Origin of the sequence: Mesorhizobium koreense (genome assembly GCF_031656215.1) — a bacterium.
GTDB classification, from domain to species: Bacteria; Pseudomonadota; Alphaproteobacteria; order Rhizobiales; family Rhizobiaceae; genus Mesorhizobium_L; species Mesorhizobium_L koreense.
Map to the genome: position 1 here is coordinate 4,318,166 of NZ_CP134228.1, position 21,210 is coordinate 4,339,375.

At 62.3% G+C, this 21,210-nt stretch carries 24 protein-coding genes; 8 read left to right on the top strand and 16 right to left on the bottom strand.

All coding sequences use genetic code 11. The features are described 5' to 3' along the window. Positions 1–331: 331 nt before the first annotated feature. From RBH77_RS20580 to RBH77_RS20590, 3 genes are all read left to right on the top strand, one after another. A complete protein-coding gene (locus tag RBH77_RS20580; protein ID WP_311029425.1) occupies positions 332–511 on the top strand; it encodes a hypothetical protein in 180 nt (59 codons plus the stop codon). 75 nt (positions 512–586) lie between these two features. Further along, a complete protein-coding gene (locus tag RBH77_RS20585; RefSeq protein ID WP_311029426.1) occupies positions 587–2,083 on the top strand; it encodes an AMP nucleosidase in 1,497 nt (498 codons plus the stop codon). Positions 2,084–2,085: 2 nt separating this feature from the next. Further along, complete coding sequence (locus RBH77_RS20590; protein ID WP_311029427.1) at positions 2,086–3,120, top strand: endonuclease/exonuclease/phosphatase family protein; 1,035 nt, start codon at positions 2,086–2,088, stop codon at positions 3,118–3,120. A 22-nt stretch (positions 3,121–3,142) separates the two neighbouring features. Here RBH77_RS20590 and rnhA read toward each other — a convergent pair whose 3' ends face one another. The 11 genes from rnhA to coxB all read right to left on the bottom strand — a co-directional run bounded on the left by rnhA (position 3,143) and on the right by coxB (position 12,219). Next, positions 3,143–3,628: a ribonuclease HI gene (rnhA, locus tag RBH77_RS20595; protein ID WP_311029428.1), complete on the bottom strand. Its 486-nt coding sequence runs from the start codon at positions 3,626–3,628 to the stop codon at positions 3,143–3,145. 1 nt (position 3,629) lies between these two features. After that, positions 3,630–4,604 (bottom strand): homoserine kinase, encoded by a 975-nt coding sequence (locus RBH77_RS20600; RefSeq protein ID WP_311029429.1) that lies wholly within the window; start codon positions 4,602–4,604, stop codon positions 3,630–3,632. Between the two features lie 4 nt (positions 4,605–4,608). Continuing rightward, the gene (gene ispH, locus RBH77_RS20605; RefSeq protein ID WP_311029431.1) at positions 4,609–5,616 is read right to left on the bottom strand and encodes a 4-hydroxy-3-methylbut-2-enyl diphosphate reductase; all 1,008 of its coding nucleotides are present in this window, start codon (positions 5,614–5,616) and stop codon (positions 4,609–4,611) included. 46 nt (positions 5,617–5,662) lie between these two features. Continuing rightward, positions 5,663–6,436, bottom strand: a complete 774-nt coding sequence (locus RBH77_RS20610) for an SURF1 family protein (protein WP_311029432.1) — start codon at positions 6,434–6,436, stop codon at positions 5,663–5,665. Beyond that, positions 6,433–6,816 carry a DUF983 domain-containing protein gene (locus RBH77_RS20615; protein WP_311029433.1) on the bottom strand — a complete coding sequence of 128 codons (384 nt, stop codon included), beginning with the start codon at positions 6,814–6,816 and terminating at the stop codon, positions 6,433–6,435. The genes RBH77_RS20610 and RBH77_RS20615 overlap by 4 nt, the downstream gene beginning before the upstream one ends. Positions 6,817–6,974: 158 nt before the next feature. Further along, on the bottom strand, positions 6,975–7,859 hold the full coding sequence (locus RBH77_RS20620; RefSeq protein WP_311029434.1) for a cytochrome c oxidase subunit 3: 885 nt from the start codon (positions 7,857–7,859) through the stop codon (positions 6,975–6,977). Positions 7,860–7,890: 31 nt separating this feature from the next. Beyond that, a complete protein-coding gene (locus tag RBH77_RS20625; protein ID WP_311029435.1) occupies positions 7,891–8,493 on the bottom strand; it encodes a cytochrome c oxidase assembly protein in 603 nt (200 codons plus the stop codon). Between the two features lie 5 nt (positions 8,494–8,498). Further along, positions 8,499–8,654: a cytochrome c oxidase system small membrane protein gene (locus RBH77_RS20630; protein ID WP_311029436.1), complete on the bottom strand. Its 156-nt coding sequence runs from the start codon at positions 8,652–8,654 to the stop codon at positions 8,499–8,501. Beyond that, positions 8,651–9,589 carry a heme o synthase gene (locus RBH77_RS20635; protein ID WP_311029437.1) on the bottom strand — a complete coding sequence of 313 codons (939 nt, stop codon included), beginning with the start codon at positions 9,587–9,589 and terminating at the stop codon, positions 8,651–8,653. The genes RBH77_RS20630 and RBH77_RS20635 overlap by 4 nt, the downstream gene beginning before the upstream one ends. 74 nt (positions 9,590–9,663) lie before the next feature. Next, positions 9,664–11,310 carry a cytochrome c oxidase subunit I gene (ctaD, locus tag RBH77_RS20640; RefSeq protein ID WP_311029438.1) on the bottom strand — a complete coding sequence of 549 codons (1,647 nt, stop codon included), beginning with the start codon at positions 11,308–11,310 and terminating at the stop codon, positions 9,664–9,666. Between the two features lie 36 nt (positions 11,311–11,346). Then, the gene (gene coxB, locus RBH77_RS20645) at positions 11,347–12,219 is read right to left on the bottom strand and encodes a cytochrome c oxidase subunit II (protein ID WP_311029439.1); all 873 of its coding nucleotides are present in this window, start codon (positions 12,217–12,219) and stop codon (positions 11,347–11,349) included. A 372-nt stretch (positions 12,220–12,591) separates the two neighbouring features. Here coxB and RBH77_RS20650 point away from each other — a divergent pair, with 372 nt between their 5' ends. Next, a complete protein-coding gene (locus tag RBH77_RS20650; RefSeq protein ID WP_311029440.1) occupies positions 12,592–13,158 on the top strand; it encodes an invasion associated locus B family protein in 567 nt (188 codons plus the stop codon). A gap of 800 nt (positions 13,159–13,958) precedes the next feature. Here RBH77_RS20650 and RBH77_RS20655 read toward each other — a convergent pair. Continuing rightward, positions 13,959–14,096, bottom strand: coding sequence for a hypothetical protein (locus RBH77_RS20655; protein ID WP_311029441.1), 138 nt, complete (start codon positions 14,094–14,096; stop codon positions 13,959–13,961). 95 nt (positions 14,097–14,191) lie between these two features. On the opposite strand from RBH77_RS20655, the gene tldD reads away from it, so the two are divergent. The 4 genes from tldD to RBH77_RS20675 all read left to right on the top strand — a co-directional run bounded on the left by tldD (position 14,192) and on the right by RBH77_RS20675 (position 18,129). Further along, positions 14,192–15,607: a metalloprotease TldD gene (gene tldD, locus RBH77_RS20660; RefSeq protein WP_371832806.1), complete on the top strand. Its 1,416-nt coding sequence runs from the start codon at positions 14,192–14,194 to the stop codon at positions 15,605–15,607. Positions 15,608–15,802: 195 nt separating this feature from the next. Continuing rightward, complete coding sequence (locus RBH77_RS20665; RefSeq protein WP_311029442.1) at positions 15,803–16,621, top strand: transporter substrate-binding domain-containing protein; 819 nt, start codon at positions 15,803–15,805, stop codon at positions 16,619–16,621. Positions 16,622–16,751: 130 nt separating this feature from the next. After that, a complete protein-coding gene (locus RBH77_RS20670) occupies positions 16,752–17,420 on the top strand; it encodes an amino acid ABC transporter permease (RefSeq protein WP_311029443.1) in 669 nt (222 codons plus the stop codon). Then, complete coding sequence (locus RBH77_RS20675) at positions 17,407–18,129, top strand: amino acid ABC transporter ATP-binding protein (RefSeq protein ID WP_311029444.1); 723 nt, start codon at positions 17,407–17,409, stop codon at positions 18,127–18,129. The genes RBH77_RS20670 and RBH77_RS20675 overlap by 14 nt, the downstream gene beginning before the upstream one ends. A gap of 65 nt (positions 18,130–18,194) precedes the next feature. Here the strand turns inward: RBH77_RS20675 and RBH77_RS20680 are convergent, their stop codons facing one another. The 4 genes from RBH77_RS20680 to RBH77_RS20695 all read right to left on the bottom strand — a co-directional run bounded on the left by RBH77_RS20680 (position 18,195) and on the right by RBH77_RS20695 (position 21,171). Next, positions 18,195–18,725, bottom strand: coding sequence for an RES family NAD+ phosphorylase (locus tag RBH77_RS20680; RefSeq protein ID WP_311029445.1), 531 nt, complete (start codon positions 18,723–18,725; stop codon positions 18,195–18,197). Then, a complete protein-coding gene (locus RBH77_RS20685; RefSeq protein WP_311029446.1) occupies positions 18,718–19,089 on the bottom strand; it encodes an MbcA/ParS/Xre antitoxin family protein in 372 nt (123 codons plus the stop codon). Before RBH77_RS20685 ends, RBH77_RS20680 begins: the two co-directional genes overlap by 8 nt. 82 nt (positions 19,090–19,171) lie before the next feature. Then, positions 19,172–20,413: a class I SAM-dependent RNA methyltransferase gene (locus RBH77_RS20690; RefSeq protein ID WP_311029447.1), complete on the bottom strand. Its 1,242-nt coding sequence runs from the start codon at positions 20,411–20,413 to the stop codon at positions 19,172–19,174. Further along, complete coding sequence (locus RBH77_RS20695) at positions 20,410–21,171, bottom strand: TlyA family RNA methyltransferase (protein ID WP_311029448.1); 762 nt, start codon at positions 21,169–21,171, stop codon at positions 20,410–20,412. The genes RBH77_RS20690 and RBH77_RS20695 overlap by 4 nt, the downstream gene beginning before the upstream one ends. Positions 21,172–21,210 lie beyond the last annotated feature (39 nt).

A 21,210-nucleotide genomic window follows, 5' to 3' on the forward strand; every position in this document is an offset into this window, starting at 1 on the left:
AGGAAAACAAAGTTCAAACAATCGGTAAACCTTGGATTTCATTAAGGATACGGTTCCTCGCACTCCGGGGTTTCGAGGAAAATTCGATGAAAATTCAGGCTGCGGCGGGCAAGGCTTTGTTCACCACGAAAAACGGACGTTGGAAGAGAATTGCAAGGAAAGCCGGCGCTCGGGCGATGGAATGGGGCCTGCCGGGAGCGGCCGAAAGCATGCGCACGGGCCGGAAATCAACCTCTCGTTAAGGTGTTTGAACGGCAGATGAACGCCAATCTCAGTACGGGTTCAGGGGCATTCGCTAAAATTGTCTCCATCGTCATGGGGACCGGAACCAATGCTTGCGCGTCGCTTCACCATCGTCTGCCTGCTGACCATGCTTTTCGCCATGGGCTTCGCCCGGATCGTCGCCCAATCCTCCGAAAACCCGGCCGAATGGCGCGGCAATGTCCCGATTTCCTGCGCCGCCCATATGAATGGCTGCCGGACAGCGGCCGGCGGGCTGGCCTGGTTGTAAGAAGCCCGGGGGTACAGGATGGCCGAATGCTCCAGCGCCTCTCGAAAACGTCCGGCGTCATCTCTATAATGGGGCATGGACAACAATCCCTATCCGCCCACGGTCGAGACCGTCATCACGCCAGAACCGGTTGCGGCGGAGAGTTTCACCAATCCGGAAAAAGCGGTCGAAGCGCTCAAAGCGCTCTACAACCGCAACACCGCGTTCCTGCGCGACTCCTTCGTCGGGCTTGCCGACGCGCCGGATTCGCATCGGCGCTACCGCGCCTTCTATCCTGAGGTGGCGGTCGCAACTTCCTCCTTCGCGCAGATCGATTCCCGTCTCGCCTATGGACACATGCCGACCCCCGGCCGCTACGCCACCACCATCACGCGGCCGGACCTGTTCGAGACCTATCTTGCCGAGCAACTGCGGCTCCTCATGCGCAACCACGGCATCCCGGTCGTCGTCAGGGAATCCGAGACGCCGATCCCGCTTCATTTCGCCTTCCTGGAAGGAAGCTATGTCGAGGCCTCGGCGGCCGAACGCATCAAGCGGCCGCTGCGCGACATGTTCGACGTACCGGATCTCGACGGAACCGACGATCAGATCGCCAACGGAACCTTCGAGACGTTGCGTGGCGAGCCGATGCCGCTCGCGCCCTTCACCGCACAGCGCATCGATTATTCGCTGCACAGGCTCTCCCACTACACGGCGACGACACCGAACCATTTCCAGAATTTCGTGCTGTTCACGAACTATCAGTTCTACGTGGACGAATTCTGCGCCTTTGCGCGCGGCATGATGGCAAAGGGTGGCGACGGCTATAGCGCCTTCGTGGAGCCCGGCAACATCGTCACCCGTGCCGGCGAAGCGACGCAAGCGCAGGCATCCGTCCGCCTGCCGCAGATGCCGGCCTATCATCTGGTTAAGCCCGACCATGGCGGTATCACCATGGTCAATATCGGCATCGGCCCCTCCAACGCCAAGACGATCACCGACCATATAGCGGTGCTTCGGCCGCATGCCTGGCTGATGCTCGGCCATTGCGCGGGCCTCAGGAACACGCAGGCGCTCGGCGATTATGTGCTGGCGCACGCCTATGTGCGCGAGGATCACGTGCTGGACGACGATTTGCCGGTCTGGGTGCCGGTGCCGCCGCTGGCCGAGGTGCAGGTGGCGATCGAGGAGGCCGTCGCCGAGGTGACCGGGCTTTCCGGCTACGACCTGAAGAAGATCATGCGCACGGGAACGGTCGCCACTATCGACAACCGCAACTGGGAACTGCGCGACCAGCGCGGACCCGTCCAGCGCCTGTCGCAGAGCCGGGCCATCGCGCTCGACATGGAATCGGCGACGATCGCGGCCAACGGCTTCCGTTTCCGCGTGCCCTACGGCACGCTCCTGTGCGTCTCCGACAAGCCGCTGCACGGCGAACTGAAGCTGCCCGGCATGGCGACGGATTTCTATAAGCGGCAGGTCGCGCAGCATTTGACGATCGGCATGCGCACGCTGGAGAAACTGGCCAATATGCCGCTCGAACGGCTGCATTCGCGCAAGCTCAGAAGCTTCTCAGAGACGGCCTTTCAATAGGGATGGTGGAAGCATCGACCGACCTCCGGCGGCAGAAGCGCGCCGTCTGGGCAAGCGCTCTGTGCGCGGCCTTCTACATGCCGCTGATATTCGGCTTCTTCGGTTGGCTGCACCATTCGCTCGATCTCTTCGCGCATTTCCGCTGGCATCTCGCGATCCTGCTGGCGCTGGCGGGCCTGTTCGCGCTCGCCTCGCGCGCATGGAGCATCGGCCTCGTTTCGCTCGTCATGGCGGCTGCTGCGCTGATGACCACGCAGGGCATCGCCGGGGTGCCATTTTCCGGGCCTCAGCGCATGCCCTTCCAGGCGGCGGACGGAACGGGAGCCGTCTATCGCTTGCTGCAACTCAACCTGCGCTACGACAATCCAACGCCCGAAAAGGTTCTGTCGCTGATCGGGCGGACGCATCCGGATATCGTAACGCTCGCCGAGGTCTCGCCAATGTGGGCCGGGAAGCTGAAACTGATCGAGGCGGCCTATCCGGATCCGCTGATCTGCGCTTCACATATCCGCATCGGCGGCGGCGCGATCCTGTCGTCGCGTCCGATGAGCGGCGAACGCTGCTTCGACCGCGGAACCTTCGCCACCGCTGCCGTCAATTTGAACGGGCGGCCGATCCATGTGGTGGCGCTGCATCTCGGCTGGCCGTGGCCTTCGGACCAATGGTGGCAGATAAGGAATTTAGCCGCTCCGATGGCGATGATCCGAAGCCCCGCGCTCGTGGCCGGTGATTTCAACGCCGTTTCCTGGAGTGCCGCCGTCACGGATATGGCGAAGGCCGGCGGCCTCGATATCGTCGACCCGATCGGCGCAAGCTGGTTCTACCGCAAGGCGCCGGAATGGCTGCGCTCGTGGCTCGGCCTCGAGATCGACCACGTCATGGTCAAGGGCGGCATCGTCGTGCATTCGGCCCGCATCCTGGAGGATGTCGGCTCCGACCATGCGCCGGTGCTGATCGAATTCTCACTTGCGCCCCAGCCTGAATCGGAACAGCCCGTGCAGACGGTCGCCATGCCCGTCGCCAAGGGGCGATCATAAGGCGCGGCTGTCGCGACCCGAACTACTTCTGGCCCGCCGGCGCGGCCGGCTTCGCCCTCTTCTTTTTTGGCTTGAACGGTTTCATGCCCTCGCGCGCCAGTTCATCGGCCCGTTCGTTCTCGATGTGACCGGCATGCCCTTTGACCCAATGCCATTTGACCTTGTGACGCTGCCGTTCAGCATCGAGCGCCTGCCAAAGGTCAGCGTTCTTCACCGGCTTCTTGTCGGCCGTCTTCCAGCCGTTCCGCTTCCAGCCGTGAATCCACTGGGAGATACCTTTGTTCACGTAGTCGCTATCCGAATAGAGGTCGACCTGTACCGGTTCCTTCAATGCCTGCAGTGCTTTCAGCGCGGCGGTCAGTTCCATGCGATTGTTGGTGGTCTCCGGCTCGCCGCCAGAGAATTCCTTTGTGTGGCCATTGCTCACCAACCGGATGATGGCGCCCCAGCCGCCAGGGCCGGGATTGCCCGAGCAGGCGCCGTCGGTGAAGATCTCGACTTCCTTCATGCTAGAGTCCCGTCCCCTGGAGCCCGTATTCAGCGGCGGAGCGGATCGTCCGGTGGAAGCGCATGCGGCGGACATATTCGAGCGGGTCCTTCTTCTTGACGAAGGAGCCGTTGGGCACGTTCAGCCAGTCATAGAGCCTCGTCAGCATGAAACGTAGCGCGGCGCCCTGGGCGAGAATCGGTAGTGCCGAGACCTCCGCCTCTTGCAGCGGGCGCACGCCGGCATAAGCACCGAGCAACGCCGCGCCCTTGGTCAGGTTGAAGGAATTATCACGCTCGAAGCACCACGCGTTGAGGCAGACCGCCACATCGTAGGCAAGGAGATCGGTGCAGGCGAAATAGAAGTCGATCAGACCGGAAAGTTTTTCACCGAGGAAGAACACATTGTCTGGGAAGAGGTCGGCATGGATCACGCCGGCGGGTAAATCCGATGGCCAACCTGCCTCCAGTCGGCCGAGGTCGGCCTCCACCTCGGCGGCCAGACCGGGCTCAACCTCGTCGGCCCGTGCCCGCGACTGGTTCCAGAGCGGACGCCAGCCGGCGAGGCCGAGCGCATTCTTCCGTGTCAGCGCGAAATCCCGGCCCGCAAGGTGCAGTGCGGCCAGCGCCGCGCCGACCTGCCGGCAATGCTCGACGGTCGGGCGGCGCATCCACATGCCTTCGAGGAAGGTGACGAGCGCGGCCGGCCGGCCGGCAAGCTCACCGATCATGGTGCCGTCCTTCCGCCGGACCGGAACGGGACAGTCGATGCCTCCCGCCGCAAGATGCTGCATCAGCCCGAGGAAGAAAGGGAGGTCGGCGCGCTCCACACGCTTTTCGTAAAGGGTGAGGATGAAGGAACCGGAGCCCGCATGGAGCAGGAAGTTCGAATTCTCCACGCCTTCGGCGATGCCCTTGTAGGAAAGGAGCTCGCCGATCGAATAATTCTTCAGGAAGGTGCCGAGTTCGACCTCGGTGATATCCGTATAGACAGCCATGGGCTCAGGCGTTCCCGTTGACGAACGCCATATCGGCCGCTGTCAGTTCCACATCGCGAAGCGCGCGCATGACCGGAAAATCCTCCGTCTCGATCGCGGTCTCGGCGAGTTCGACCGTTACGTCGAAGCGTTCGCCGAAGGCGGCGATGATCTCGTCGACGATGATTTCCGGCGCCGAGGCGCCGGCGGAAAGTCCAAGTACGCCGATATCCCCGACATCGTCCCAGTCGATCTCCGCGGCGCGCTGGACGAGCAGCGAGCGCTTGGCGCCCGCCCTTTCTGCGACCTCGACCAGACGGCGTGAATTGGAGGAATTCGGTGCGCCGACGACCAGGAAAAGATCGGCGCCGGCGGCGGCCGCCTTCACCGCATCCTGGCGGTTGGTGGTCGCGTAGCAGATCGATTCGGCGGCGGGCGCCTGTATGCCCGGAAAACGTTCCGCGAGCGCGCGCAGGATACCGGCCGTGTCCTCGACCGAAAGCGTGGTCTGCGTCACGAAGCCGAGCGGCGCGTCGGAGGTCGGCTCGAAACTGCGCGCCTGTTCTTCCGTCTCGACCAGCGTTACCGCTCCTTCCGGCAATTGCCCCATCGTTCCGATGACCTCCGGGTGCCCGGCATGGCCGACGAGAAGCACGTGGCGGCCGAGACGATGATGGCGCATGGCCTGCTTGTGCACCTTGGAGACGAGAGGACATGTGGCGTCGAGATAAAAGAGGTTGCGCGCTTCGGCATCGGCGGGCACGGATTTCGGCACGCCATGAGCCGAAAACACAACCGGCCGGTCGCGATGCTCGTGCGGTATCTCGCCGAGTTCCTCGATGAAGACAGCGCCCTTTGCCTGCAATCCTTCCACGACGTAGCGGTTATGGACAATCTCGTGGCGGACATAGACCGGCGCGCCGTGTTTCTTCAGCGCCAGGACGACGATCTGGATCGCGCGGTCGACGCCGGCGCAAAAGCCGCGCGGGCCGCACAACCTGACCGTCAACGGTTTCCGGGTATGGTCGAGCAAAGCAATCTCCTAACGAGGCGGAAATGCCGTTGGCCGGAAGCCGGTGTCAAGAGCCGCTCTCTTCATGCGGGCCGCGCCAGCGGTTCCTCAGTCGCGTCGCCGCCACGACGAGCAGGACGAGCGCGAGCCCGTACCAGGTCAGCGCATACTGGAAATGGTTGTTGGGCAGGTCGATCACCGTGACACCGCCGATAGGCAAGCCGCCGGAGTTGGGCGCTGCGCCGGCGTCGATGAAGAAGGGCAGCACCTTGGCGCCTGCCGGCAGGCCGGCGGTGGCGGTCATGGCCGACAGATCCTTCCAGTAGAAGACGTTCTTCCTGAGGTCGTTCTCGGGCACGATGAAAGAAGGCTTTTCGACAAGCGGGTTGCGCGCCAGGCCTGTCACCATGGCCTCGCCCTCGACCTGACCCTGCGGCCGCGTCGCCGGATCCTTGCGAGCGTAAGGCACGAAGCCCCGATTGACGAAAATGTAGCGGCCGTCGTCGAGCTTCAGCGGCGTATAGACGTTGAAGCCGGAATCGCCCTTCCACGTCGCCAGGAAATGGCGCTCGCCGCTATGGAGAAATGTCCCCTTTGCGGTCACCGGCCAATATTCGACGTCATGCTTCTCGGCGAACAGGCGCTCGATTTCGCTAAGCGGCCGCGGGGTGGAATGGATGCGCTGGTCGATCGTGGCGAGCAGCCCTTCCTTCCAGTGCAGCCGCTCCACCTGCCAGGTTCCAAGTGCAATAAGGGCCGCGAAGACGAGTATGGCGAGGAAGGCCGCGACATAGGGGAACGGCCTGCGCTCGGCTCGCTCCTCGGCGGCAGGCGTCGTCATCTCCTGTCGATCTCGCCCGGCGCTGCCTTGTTGGCGTATTGAAGCGTGATGAGCACACCCTTCAACAAACGCAGCGCCGCCAGCGAAAGGACGATCGCAAGCGGGATCCACAAGACGAAATGCACCCAGAGCGGCGGGGCGAGGGTTACTTCCATCCAGAGCGCCGAGCCCACGACAATGAAGCCGACGATGAGGATGACGAAGACCGCCGGCCCGTCGCCGGCGTCCGCGAAGGAATAGTCGAGCCGGCAATTCGAACACTCCCGACCCACCGACAGGAAGCCGGAGAACAGCTTACCCTCGCCGCAGCGCGGGCAGCGTCCCTTGAGACCGGCCTGGATCGGCTCGACCGGGGCCCACAATGCCTTGTCTTCTTCCATCGCTACTACCTAAACCCGGACGGCCGTCGGCGCCACGATCCAACAGGCGCCATGATGTCTCACCCGATCGATTACAGCACCAGAACGAATGCGGGCGACCTTGTTGCCAAAGCCGCCCGCAGACGTCGCCTGAGATATCGGAGCGCAGATGCGAATCGTCACTCCACCGCGATTACCGCACCATGCGATGCCCAAACATAGATGCACGTGAAGAGGAAGAGCCATACCACGTCGACGAAGTGCCAGTACCAGGCCGCGGCCTCGAAGCCGAAGTGCTGTTTCGGCGTGAAATCGCCGCCGATCGCACGCATCAGGCACACGAACAGGAAGATCGTACCGATGATGACATGGAAGCCGTGGAAGCCCGTCGCCATGAAGAAGGTCGCGCCGTAGATCGAATTCTTGAAGGCGAACGGGGCGTGTATGTACTCGTATGCCTGGCAGGAAGTGAACAGGACACCGAGCGCCACCGTCAGCACGAGACCCCAGATCAGCCCCTTGCGGTCGTTGTTGATGAGCGAGTGATGTGCCCAGGTCACCGTCGTGCCCGACAGGAGCAGGATGATCGTGTTGTAAAGCGGCAGATGGAAGGGATCGAGCACCTCCATGCCCTTCGGCGGCCATACCCCACCGGTGAAGGCGGCGCGCGCCACCTGCTCGGCCTCGCCCGGAAACAGGCTGGCGTCGAAGAAGGCCCAGAACCACGCCACGAAGAACATCACCTCCGAGGCGATGAACATGATCATGCCGTAGCGCAGGTGCAGCGACACGACCGGCGTGTGGTAGCCCTCATGGGCCTCCTTGATCGTGTCCGACCACCAGGAGAACATGGTGTAAAGCACGATCAGCACACCGACGGCGAAAATCCAGAAATGCGTCTCGGCCAGATTGTAACCGAAGAACGGGAAATCGCCCTGCTCCATGTAGCGCATCCAGGCGACACCGCCGATCGCCATGACCAGCGCGCCGATGGCGCCGATGAACGGATTCGGACTTGGCTTAACCAGATGGTAGTCGTGATGTTTCGCGTGCGTGTCTGCCATATCAGTCCCTGCGCTTTATGGGTGTCCCCGATTAGTTGCTCGCAACCGTCTTGGATTTTGATTCCGCGGCCGAGACCTTCTCCCCCGGCACCTGGAACATCGTATAGGATAGAGTGATCGCCTTCAGCCCCTTGGCTTCTTCCGCCTTGACGATGGCGGGATCGATATAGAAGACGACGGGCATCTCAAGCTTTTCACCCGGCTTCAGCGTGGTGTCGTTGAAGCAGAAGCATTGTATCTTGTAGAAATACGCCCCGGCGAATTCAGGCGTCACATTGAAGCTGGCGCGACCGCGTATCGTATGGTTCGACAGGTTCTGCGCGACATACTGGATCTGCTTGGTCTCGCCGATCTTCACCTCGACCTGCCACTGCTCGGGCTTGAAAGACCAGGGAATGTTCGACGTGTTGGCGTCGAACCTGACCTTCACGGTCTGGTCGAGCACCTTGGACGCGCCCTGGGCGGAGCGCTGCGTCGTTCCACCGTAGCCGGTGGCCTGACAGAACATGCGGTAAAGCGGCACAGCCGCATAGGAAAGCCCGATCATGCCGACGATGACCGCAGCGCAGGTGCTGGCGACGGCAAGGTTCAGCCGCGCCCCCTTCTTCCCGCTATTGTCCAGGTTCCCCGCCATCCTATTCACATCGTATGGTGCACGAACTTGATGATCGTGGCGATATAGAAGATCACGACAAGCGCGGCGAGCCCGAGCCCGATCGCCAGCGAGCGATTGCGACGCGCCTTCCTCTGCGCGTCGGTCAACGGGACCGTATCCTGACCCATCAGCGCACTCATATTCCCGCCAGCCCGAAGGCGCGGCCGATCAGCACGTCTGCCAGGAAGGCCGCGAAAATCCCGAAAAGGTAAAGCAGCGAATAGCCGAACAGCGCCTTGGCCGCCTTCATCTTCCGATCCTCGGCCGGCATGACGAGTACTTTCCAGGCATACCAGACGAAGCCAGCGCCGAGCGCTGCCGAGACCATCCCGTAGCCGAGGCTGGCATAGCCAAGCGCCCATGGAAGGACGCCGACCGGCGCGATCAGGAGCGAGTAGACGAATATCTGGCGGCGCGTCGATGCCTCGCCGGCAACGTTCGGCATCATCGGGATGCCGGCGCGCTCGTAGTCGCCCGACTTGAACAGCGCCAGCGCCCAGAAATGCGGCGGCGTCCACAGGAAGATGATGAGGAAGAGGATCACGCTTTCGATGCTGACCGTCCCGGTCGCCGCCGCCCAGCCGATGATCGGCGGGAACGCACCGGCAGCCCCACCGATGACTATATTCTGGGGTGTCGAGCGCTTCAGCCACATCGTATAGATCACTGCATAGAAGAAGATGGTGAAGGCAAGCAGCGCCGCGGCAAGCCAATTGGCGAGCACGCCGAGCGTCATCACCGAAAGGACGGATAGCACCAGGCCGAAGGAAAGCGCCTCGCCCGGCATCACGCGACCGGCGGGGATGGGCCGGCCGGCGGTGCGCGACATCACCGCGTCGATGTCGGCGTCGTACCACATGTTGAGCGCGCCCGAGGCGCCGGCGCCCGCCGCAATCGCCAGGATCGCCACGACCGCAAGGAACGGATGCGGCAGGATGGGCGCCGCGACCATACCCACGAACGCGGTGAACACGACGAGCGACATCACGCGCGGTTTCAGAAGCTCGAGGTAATCCCCTGCAGTCGCTTCCGAAAGCTGGACTTCCTCGTCACGGGTCGGCTCTACGAGCGCCATTCCAGTTCCAGTTCACTCTCTTCATTAGTGAAACCGCCGGTCGGGCCGGCGGCTTCCTTTTGATCCTGCCGTTCCTACTTGATCCGCGGCAGTTCCGACCACTGGTGGAACGGCGGCGGCGACGGCAACTGCCATTCGAGCGTCGTCGCGCCCGGTCCCCAGGGATTGGCGCCGGCGATGCGCTTCTTGGAGAAGGCCTCGAAGACACCGAACAGGAAGACCAGCACGCCGAAGCCGGCAATGTAGGACCCGTAGGACTCGATCATGTTCCAACCGGCAAAGGCGTCCGGATAGTCGATGTAGCGGCGCGGCATTCCGGCAAGGCCGAGGAAATGCATCGGGAAGAAGATGATGTTCACGCCGATGAAGGTGATCCAGAAATGCAGCCGGGCGATGAAGGAATTGTACATGTAGCCGGTCATCTTCGGGAACCAGTAGTACCAGCCGGCGAAGATGGCGAAGACGGCACCGAGCGACAGCACATAGTGGAAGTGCGCCACCACGTAGTAGGTGTCCTGCATCGAGCGGTCGAGACCGGCGTTGGCGAGTTGCACGCCCGTCACGCCGCCGACGGTGAACAGGAAGATGAAACCGACCGCCCACAGCATCGGTGTGCGGAACTCGATGGAGCCGCCCCACATGGTAGCGATCCACGAGAACACCTTCACGCCCGTCGGCACCGCGATGACCATCGTCGCGAAGACGAAGTAGCGCTGCGTGTCGAGCGAGATGCCGGTGGTGTACATGTGGTGCGCCCACACGACGAAGCCGACCGCGCCGATCGCCACCATGGCGTAGACCATGCCGAGATAGCCGAAGACAGGCTTCTTGGAGAAGGTCGAGACGATCTGGCTGATCATGCCGAAGCCAGGCAGGATCAGGATGTAGACCTCGGGGTGACCGAAGAACCAGAACAGATGCTGGAACAGGATCGGGTCGCCGCCATTCTCCGGCGCGAAGAAAGACGTACCGAAATTACGATCGGTCAAAAGCATGGTGATGGCGCCGGCCAGCACCGGCAGCGACAACAGGAGAAGGAAGGCCGTCACCAGTACCGACCATGCGAAGAGCGGCATCTTGTGCAGCGTCATGCCGGGCGCGCGCATGTTGAAGATCGTGGTGATGAAGTTGATGGCGCCGAGTATCGACGACGCGCCCGCGATGTGGATCGACAGGATTGTCAAATCCATCGCCGGTCCGGGCTGGCCGATGGTCGAGAACGGCGGATAGAGCGTCCAGCCGCCACCGGGGCCCCAGGCACCCGCCGCGCTCGGCATGAACATGGAAATGAGGAGCAGCAGGAAGGCCGGCACGAGCAACCAGAAGGAAATGTTGTTCATGCGTGGAAACGCCATGTCCGGCGCGCCGATCATGATCGGCACCATCCAGTTGCCGAAGCCGCCGATCATCGCCGGCATGATCATGAAGAAGATCATGATGAGTGCGTGGACGGAGGTGAACATGTTGTACATGCTCTTGCCCGCGTCGATGGCGGCGTCGCCGTTGACGCCATAGACCATGGAGGCAAGCCCCGGGAATATCTGGATGCCCGGTTCCATCAGTTCGGCGCGCATCATGATCGACAGGAATGCGCCGATGATACCGGCGCAGATCGCAAAGATCAGGTACAGCGTTCCGATGTCCTTGTGGTTGGTGGAATAGACCCACCGCACCCAGCCATGCGGCCGATGGTCGTCATGAGCTGCTTCTATTGCCGCCATTTGTCCGCTCCGTTCCCTATCTCTATGCCAGCGCGCTCAATCGGCCGCGGCAACTTTCGTCTTGTTGTGGTCGACTTCGGCCATCAGCGCCTTGTTGGCGCCGGGGAGGTCGGTCACCGCCATCTTGTACCAGTTGTCGTACTGCTCCTGGGTCACCACGCGAATCGCGATCGGCATGAAGGCGTGATCCTTGCCGCACAGTTCCGAGCACTGGCCGTAAAAAATGCCTTCCTTCTCCGCCTTGAACCAGGTCTCGTTGATGCGGCCCGGCACGGCGTCGACCTTGATGCCGAAGGGCGGCATGGCGAATGAGTGGATGACGTCGGCGCCGGTCACCAGCACACGGACCATGGTGTTCACCGGCACCACAAGCTCGTGATCGACCGTCAGGAGACGCGGATATTCGGTGCGGTCCTCCTTGCCGAGCTTGGCGCGGTCACTATCTGCCAGGATCGCCGAGTTGAAGGAAAGCTGGTCCTTGGTCTCGTATTCGTAATCCCAGTTCCACTGGTTGCCGGTCGCCTTCACCGTCAGTTTCGGCTCGTCCTTGGGATTGTACTGCGCCGTCAGGAGTTGGAAGGAAGGGATGGCGATGAAGAGGAGAACAACCACCGGAAGGACCGTCCAGATCACTTCGATCAGCGTGTTGTGCGTCGTCTGCGAGGGGACCGGATTGCGCTTGGCGTTGAAGCGGAAGATGCAGTAGCCGAGCAAGACCATCACGAGGACGGTGATCGGGATGATGAACCAGAGCGTATAGTCCTGGAACCAGGTGATCTGCCGCATCATGTCGGTCGCGGCGGGCTGGAAAGTCCACTCCCAAGGCTGCGGGGCCGCCATTGCCGAAGTTACCGCGAAGCCGGCCGCTGCCCCGCCGACGCGCGCAAGAATGTTCCTGATCACTCTCATCGTCTCCCGCAAATGTCTTAATCGGGCCATGATGCCACAAGCCCGCCGGGCGACGGAATCTTCCGCTACCCTCGCATGCGTTCAAACCATACTACGATATCAACCGCAAGGAAGGCGCCATACGAAAGATGCGGCATTTTTGCGCGCGAAACGAGACGGCTTTATCCGGGAGCGGTACGGTGCCGCGGCCCGTATGCACACCGAATCCCGCGCCTACCGGCATTTTGCGACACAGGTGGGCGGCGGTCGCAATTCGGACGGATTGTTGCGCCAGTTGCCGCGAACGGGTGGAATTCGCTGCCGGAAGCCTCCGCGCGCGCTTCCGCAAGCGTGCGCATATGGCTAGATTGCCGTGATTCGCAGGGAGCCGACATGATCGCTGGGCCGTTTCGAGCAGTGCTGAAGAGGACCGCCATTGCCGGGATTGCCTTCGCGGGGATCGCCTTCGTCGCAGCGACGCTGGTCGCGCCCGTCGCCGCCTTCGCGCAGCAGGACACCATGCCGGGCGCCAACGGCACGGTGAAATCGGTCCACGGCGCATGGTCGATCATCTGCGACACCCCGCCCGGCGCCAAGACCGAGCAATGCGCGATGATGCAGAACGTCGTCGCCTCCGATCGGCCCGAGATCGGCCTTTCCGTCGTCGTGCTCAAGACGGCTGACCACAAGGCGCAGATCCTGCGGGTGCTGGCCCCGCTCGGCGTATTGTTACCGAACGGACTTGGCCTCAATGTCGACGGCAAGGATATCGGCCGCGCCTATTTCGTGCGCTGCTTCCAGGACGGCTGCTATGCCGAGGTCATCCTCGAGCAGAAGCTCATCGACACGCTTTCGCACGGCAAGTCGGCGACCTTCATCGTCTTCCAGACGCCGGAACAGGGGATCGGCATCCCCGTCGACCTCGCCGGCTTCGCCGACGGTTTCGCCGCGCTACCGTGAGAATTATCCTAAGTTTCTACCCCGACTAAACCACAATGCACGGACGTATCGCGCATCTTCCTCCCACTTTCTGGCGGCGTCTTCATACCCGATCCGCGCACGATGTTCTTCCGCAAACCGATCCAAGGTGTCGCATATGATGTGGAAGCGCTTGCTCGTGCCTCCAAAGCCCCATGCAGAAACATATGATTTTGAATGAGCTGCCGGTACCGCGCTGGCCGTCAACAAGTATCTTAGCAGCATCTGTCGATTCTCGCGCGTCAGCCTGGTATTTCTCTCTACCGAATATCCTATCGCCCCAAGTACACCTATGTTAGGTGGAGAATAATCTACAGGTGGCAGATAATGGAACCGACGCCTCCACTCGGTTTCTATACTGTCTTTCGCCCGAAGCGCTCTCGCATCGCCTTCATCACACTTCCTACAAGCGTTATACCACATAGTGGCCAAATCTTTGCCGGACTTTGCCGAGAGAGGTGGGAACCTTATAATCCGCGACATTGAAACCTCCTTGATGACGATGCTTTGGGTATGTATGAATTCCTTTGTTTCCTTCCTTCACGCTGTATTTAAGCAAAGCTCGGTGGTCCGCTCGCTTAAAGTTCTCGACCGCTTTTGACTGAGTCTGTTCTGAAGTTTCTACCATGCGGCGATTTAAAAATCAACCGGTTATAAATCCACGATTTCTATTAAACCATTGATTTAAATCATTTTTCCATATTATAGTTATATAGATATATACTCTTGGTGGGTGAACACGCTTTCGTGATTTCCCCATTATTGAGCGTCCTTAAGTGCCGTCACCGCATACCCACATAGATCGCAAGCCCGCCGGCAAGCCCTATGCCCACGCCGGCAATCGCATAGGTGGCGCCGAAGAGCGACCCGGCGAACAGCCCGACCACCGCGCCGATCATTATCCAGTATGGTCCCTTCATTCCTGCTCCTGCTACTATTTCGAGCCGAACAAGCGTGCAACGCGGAAGCCTGCCGCCTATATTCGACCTAATGTCCTCATGACCGGAGCCAAGACGTGGACCGCAGGCTGACTGAACAATTCGACATTTCCGAAGACGAGGTGAAGCGGATCGTCGCCGATACCATCCGCGGTGCCGACGACGGCGAACTCTTCCTGGAATACCGCGAGGGCGAGGCGCTGATGTTCGACAATGGCCGCCTGAAGACGGCCAATTTCTCGACCGACCAGGGTTTCGGCCTGCGCGCGGTCGCCGGCGAGGCGAGCGGCTACGCACACGCCAACGATTTCTCAGAAGCGGCATTGCGGCGCGCGTCCGATGCCGTCTCGACCGTCAAGGCCGGCTATTCCGGCACGCTCGCCGCCGCGCCTCAGGGCACGAACCTTCACCTCTATGGCGAGGAAAACCCGATCGCGGCACCCGGCTTCGAGGCCAAGGCGAAGCTCCTGCAGGAGATCGACGCTTTCCTGAGGGCGAAGGATCCGCGCGTACGTCAGGTAACCGCCTCGCTCGCCGCCTCCTGGCAGCATGTCGAGATCATGCGCGCCGACGGCCGCACGGTTCGGGACATCCGGCCGCTGGTACGGATGAACGTGGCGGTCGTGGTCGGTGACGGCGACCGGCAGGAATCGGGCTCCTACGGCATGGGCGGCCGCAAATCCTTCGCGGAGTTCGTGGCGGAAGATTCGTGGAAACACGCCGCCGACGAAGCGCTCAGGCAGGCGCTCGCCAATCTGGAGGCCATCCCTGCCCCGGCCGGCACGTTCGACATCGTGCTCGCCAATGGCTGGCCAGGCGTCATGTTGCACGAGGCGGTCGGCCATGGGCTGGAAGGTGATTTCAACCGCAAGAAGACCTCCGCCTTCGCCGGGTTGATGGGACAGCAGGTCGCCGCCAAGGGCGTGACGGTCGTCGACGACGGGACCATCGCCGAGCGGCGCGGTTCGCTCACCATCGACGACGAGGGCACGCCGACCAACCGCACCGTGCTGATCGAGGACGGAAAGCTCGTCGGCTACATGCAGGATCGGCAGAACGCCCGGCTGATGGGCATGAAGGCGACCGGCAACGGCAGGCGTGAATCCTACGCGCACGAGCCCATGCCGCGCATGACCAACACCTATATGACCGCCGGCGGCTATGAGCCTTCCGAGATCATCTCCTCGGTGAAGAACGGCATCTATGCCGTCTCCTTCGGCGGTGGCCAGGTCGACATCACGTCCGGCAAGTTCGTCTTCGGCTGTACGGAAGCCTACATGATCGAGGACGGCAAGGTGACCCGGCCGATCAAGGGTGCCATGCTGATCGGTAACGGACCGGACGCCATGCACCGCGTCTCCATGGTCGGCAACGACATGAAGCTCGACACCGGCATCGGCATGTGCGGCAAGGCCGGTCAGGGCGTGCCTGTCGGCGTCGGCCAGCCGCATCTGAGAATGAACCAGATGACCGTTGGCGGCACGCGGACGTAAAAGAGGCGGCGGGCGACGACGGAAGGCAATTGGTCCAGTTGCCTTCTGCCTGCTGTTTCAACTTTCGCCAAAACTTGACGCGGTTTACCCATGATCCAAATACCCTGCACGGGCTTGGGGCGTGCGGGTTCATTCACCACTCCTGATTGTCGGCACGATCCAGACTGATAGTCGCCCGCCGAAAAGGAGACAAACGTGAAAAAGAGATCACTCATCGCGCTGGCCGCATCGCTGGCTTCCGGTCTTGCACTTTCGTTCGGTGCAACGATCGTGACTACGGCTGCCCGGGCGGCGCCAACCAACATCGTCGTCGGCGCCGACACCACCTTTCCGCCGTTCGAGACCGAGACGAATGGCGAGGTCACCGGCTTCGACATCGACATGATCAAGGCGATCGCCAAGGTCGAGAACATGACGGTCAGCCTGAAGACGCTGCCCTTCAACGGCATCATCCCGAGCCTGCAGGCCGGATCGATCGACGCCGCGGTCGCCGGAATCACAATCAAGTCCAGCCGGATGAAGAACGTCGATTTCAGCGATGCCTATTACAAGTCCGGGCTTTCGATCCTGGTCAAGAAGGATTCCAAGATCAAAGGCTTTAACGATCTGAGCGGCCATGTGGTCGCCACCAAGAAGGCCACCTCCTCGGTCGACTACCTGACCGACCACAAATTCCAGTCCGACTACATCAAGCAGTTCCAGAGCATCGACGCCGCCTATCAGGCGCTCGAGACCGGCGGCGCGGACGCGGTCATCTTCGACAATCCGGTCAACATCAACTTCAAGACCAAGCACGACAACGTGAAGACCGTGGGGCCGCTCCTGACGGGCGAATATTACGGCATCGCCGTCAGCAAGAAGAAGCCCGACCTGGTCGCCAAGCTCAATGACGGGCTGGCCAAGATCAAGGAGAGCGGCGAATACAAGAAGCTCTTCGAGAAGTATTTCGGCGGTGATTTGAGCGGCGCCGTCAAGGGCGTGGAGAAGCCGACCGACGTCGCGGTCAAGGACTGAGGGTCTCCCGGCATCCGGTCGAAATCCCGTGGATTCGCGAGATCGAACCTGGAAAGCGCGCGGCGCAAGAGCGGCTCCGCGCGCTTTCCTCATTCATTGATGCGAGAGAAGGATAATCGGGGCACGGTCCATGGACGCCATCTGGCAAAACCTACCTGTCATCCTGACTGGCCTGCGCCTGACGGTCCAGTATTCGATCGTCGCCATCATGCTGATGGTGGTGATCGGCCTGATCGCGGCGCTCATGCGGCTGTCGGCGATCGCGCCGCTGAGGTGGGTCGGCACGGCCTATGTCGAGATTTTCCGATCGACGCCGCTTCTGGTGCAACTCTTTTTCATCGTTCTGGGGCTGCCCGCCATCCTGCCGGTCAACGAATGGTTCGGGCAATTGCTGTACCCGATCCTCGCTGCCGCACTGACGCTCAGCCTGAACGAAGGCGCCTATGTCACCGAGATCATCCGCGCCGGGATCCTCGGCGTCGATCGGGGCCAGAAGGAAGCCGCGCAGAGCATAGGCATGAACGGCTTCCAGACGATGCGCTATATCGTCCTGCCGCAGGCGTTCAAGCGAATGATCCCGCCGCTGGTCAACCAGGCTGCCCAGACGATCAAGGACACCTCGCTGCTCGCGCCGGTCGGCATCGCCGAACTGGTCTACAAGGGCGAGATCGTGATCGCGGAGACTTTCGCCTCCTTCGCCATCTGGGGTCTCATCGCGGTGCTCTACTTCATCCTCATCTTCTCGGTGTCGAAGTGCTCGTCCTACCTGGAGAGGAGGCTTCAAGTTGATAAACGTTAAAGACCTTCACAAGTCGTTCGGCGACAACGAAATCCTGAAAGGGATCAGCACCCATGTGGACGAACAGGAGGTGGTGGTCGTCATCGGCCCCTCGGGGAGCGGCAAGAGCACCTTCCTGCGCTGCCTGAACGGGCTGGAAACGGCAACCAGCGGCGAGATCGAAATCGCCGGCATGAAACTGACCGACCCGAAGACCAACATCCATCAGTTGCGCCAGCATGTCGGCATGGTGTTCCAGCAGTTCAACCTGTTCAAGCACCTGACCATCATGGAGAACATCACGATCGGGCCGCGCAAGGTGAAGAAGATCGCTCCTGCCGAGGCGGACAAGGTGGCCCGCGAGCTTCTGGCCAAGGTCGGGCTCGTGGGCAAGGAATCAAGCTATCCGGACGAGCTTTCCGGCGGCCAGCAACAGCGCGTGGCCATCGCCCGCGCGCTGGCGATGGGGCCGGCGGTCATGCTCTTCGACGAGCCGACCTCCGCGCTCGACCCCGAAATGGTGGGCGAGGTGCTCCAGGTCATGAAAGCGCTGGCGGTCGAGGGGATGACGATGGTGGTCGTCACCCACGAGATGGGCTTCGCCCGCGAGGTGGGCCATCGGGTGATCTTCATGGATGACGGCCTCATCCTCGAGGAAGGGCCGCCGAAAGAGCTCTTCTCGAACCCGCAGCGGAACCGCACGAAGAGCTTCCTGGCGAAAATCCTGTAGCGCTGGGCTGCTATTTTCACGCAATTCCGAACGGAAAACCGGTTCCCACTTTTCCTGGAATTGCTCTACAGCCACGACGCCGGCGTTCGCGGCAGACGGTGGCCGGGATCGACGATCCTGAGCTTTGGCGCGCCTTCCCCGTTCCAGTGCCAGAGCGCCACGCAGGTTCCGCCCGGCGACATGAAGGATGGGTAGACGACGCCGTCCTTTCCGTCCTCGATCAGTTTCTTCCTCAACAGATGGGTTGCGGGCGTCCTGCCTTCGTCCAGCAGCGCCCGCCATTCGCATTTGTGGATTTCCGGGCCCACGCCGAGCGTAGCCAGCACGACGGGATCGGTGAGATCGGCGAGGCTGGCGCCGGTCAGTTCAAGCTGCGCGATCAGCGCCGGGTGCTGGACAAAGCCTTGATTGTATTCCGCCCAGGCGGTCGAGAGTTCGCGGGCGGCGTAGATAGTGGGCTCGCCGACCGGATTCCAGCGCCCGCCGAAGCGGGCGGCGCCCTCGCCCGACAGCGGCAGATAGGCCCAACGCGGCACGAAGGCGCGCCATAGAGTCAGGCCTCCTGGAGTCAGGTCCCGCGTCGAGGCGTCAGGCATAGACGCCGGAACGGACAGCCTCCAGATAGGCGAGCACCTTGTCGGCCTTGCCTTCGCGCACGAGATCGTAGGCGGTTTTGCCCGCCCAGCCGGGAATCGGCTGGTGCTTGAACCAAAGCGCGGCACGATCCTCGCCGCCGGCCATCTCGTCGGCCACGGCAAGGATGCGCACGACCGGGCTCAAGGCGGCGTCGACCTTGCGCGCGCCGCTCTTCGCCGTCAGCGTGTTGCGGGCGACGCCGATCAGGCCCGCCAGTTCGGTGAGCGTGACGCCGAGCAGTTCCGCCACGCGGCGGGCGGAGAGGAACGGCGCCCTGCCATCGCCGAAGCGCGAGGCAGACATATCGAGAGCCGCGATGCTCATGACGTTCTCCGATCCTATATTGACTTCCATGCGCTCAAAATAAGCGCAAATGGCGCTCAATTCAAGGGCGAGGCAAGTGCGCTCACCTGCGCCGCTTCTTCCTGGTCAAAAGCGCGACGGCCTCGACATGCGGCGACCATAGGAACTGGTCGATGGGAACGACACGCTGAAGCGTGTAGCCGGCTTCGATCAGGATGGTGAGGTCGCGCGCCAGCGTCGCCGGATTGCAGGATATTGCGGCGACCAACAGCACATCCGACTTCGCGATCTGTCGCGACTGCGCCTCGGCGCCAGCGCGCGGCGGGTCGAAGACGATGCCGTCGAAGGCATTCAATTCCTTCGCCGTCACCGGCCGCACGAAGAGGTCGCGGCGCTCCGTTGTCACCCGTTTCAGCCCAGAGCCAAAACGGAAGCCGCGATCGAGTGCGGAAAGCGATGCCGCGTCGGCTTCGACGGCATGGATTTCCGTGCCTTTCGCCAGACGCAGGGCAAATGCGCCGACGCCGGAAAAGAGATCGGCGATCCGCTTCACCTTGGAAAGATGCACGGAAACCAGATCGGCCATCGTCTGCTCGGCGCCGGCAACCGCTTGCAGGAAAGCGCCAGGCGGCGGCGAAACGGGCACGTCCCCGAACAGCACGACCGGCTTGCGCGGCTCGATAACAATCTCGCCGTCGACGGAAAGCCGGGCAAAGCCGGCGCGCAGCGTAAAGTCCGATGCGGCCTTGCGCGTCTTCTCGGCGAATTTGCCGGAGCCGTGAGCCGCAACGTCGAGACCGGAACCCGTCACGGTAACTGTCAGCCGGAACGCTTTGTCGGTACTGCATATTGTCTTTGCCAGGGAACGCAGCGGCTCCAGCGCCGCAACGATCTCCGGCCGGGCAATCGGACATTCCTCGATATCGACAATCGTATGAGAAAGCGCGCGGTTGTAGCCGAGAAGCATGCCTGCCTCGGTGCGCCGCGCCGACAGCGTCACCCGGCGGCGCTCCTTCGGCGGGCAGGGCACCAGCGGCGCCACTTCTGTCTCGATGCCGCGCGACCGCAATGCCTCTACCACGCGGCCGCGCTTCCATTCGCGATAGGCGCCCTCCTCCATGTGCTGGAGCGCGCAGCCACCGCATTCGCCGAAATGGCGGCAGGCGGGCTCGACCCGGAGCGGGGATGGTTCGACCACGGCAAGAAGATCGGCGCGGTCGCCGTTCCGCGACGCCGTCACCCGCTCGCCGGCAAGCGTGAATGGGATATAGACCGGGCCGCGCTCCGTAAGCACGACACCGTCGCCCTGTGCACCGAGGCGCTCGATGCGGAATTCGGCGCTCATCGATCCTTGGTTCCTGCCAATAGATATTCGCGATTGCCGTCCCCGCCTTCTATCGGCGAGGGAACAAGACCCACGGCGCGCCAGTCCGGCTGGCCGTCCAGCCATTCGCACAGTTCACCGGCGATCCGCTCGCCCTCTGCAGCGTCGCGCAGAATGCCGCCCTTGCCGACCGCCTCGCGACCGGCCTCGAATTGCGGCTTGACGAGGAAGACGCTTCGTGCGCCGGGCGCGGCGAGCTGAAGCGCCGGCGGCAGCGCCAATTTGAGCGAAATGAAGCTCAGATCGGCGGTCAGGAAATCGGGAACATGGCCGCCGAGGTCGCTTTCCTTGAGATCGCGGACATTCAGTCCCTCGATGCTTGTGACGCGGGGATCACCGGCGATCCGCTCATGCAACTGCCCGTGACCGACATCGACAGCCGTGACATGGCGCGCGCCGCGCTCCAGAAGAACCTGCGTGAAGCCGCCGGTGGAAGCGCCGAGGTCGAGCGCCTCGGTGTCAGTCGGATCGAGGTTGAAGGCGTCGAGCGCCGCAATCAGCTTCAGCGCCGCGCGCGAGACGTAGTCCCGCGCCGGATCGTCCACTGCGATTTCGGCATCGGGCAACACGCCCTGTCCCGCCTTGGCCGCCGGCCTGCCGTCGACGCGCACCGCCCTCCGCGCAATAGCATCGCGAGCGCGCGAACGGCTGGCGAAGAAGCCGCGTGCGACGAGCAGTTCGTCAAGCCGCATGCGGGGATTGTCGAGGCGGTCCTGCATCCGCCTTCATTGGCGAAGGCCGGCCGCGTTGGCAAGCGG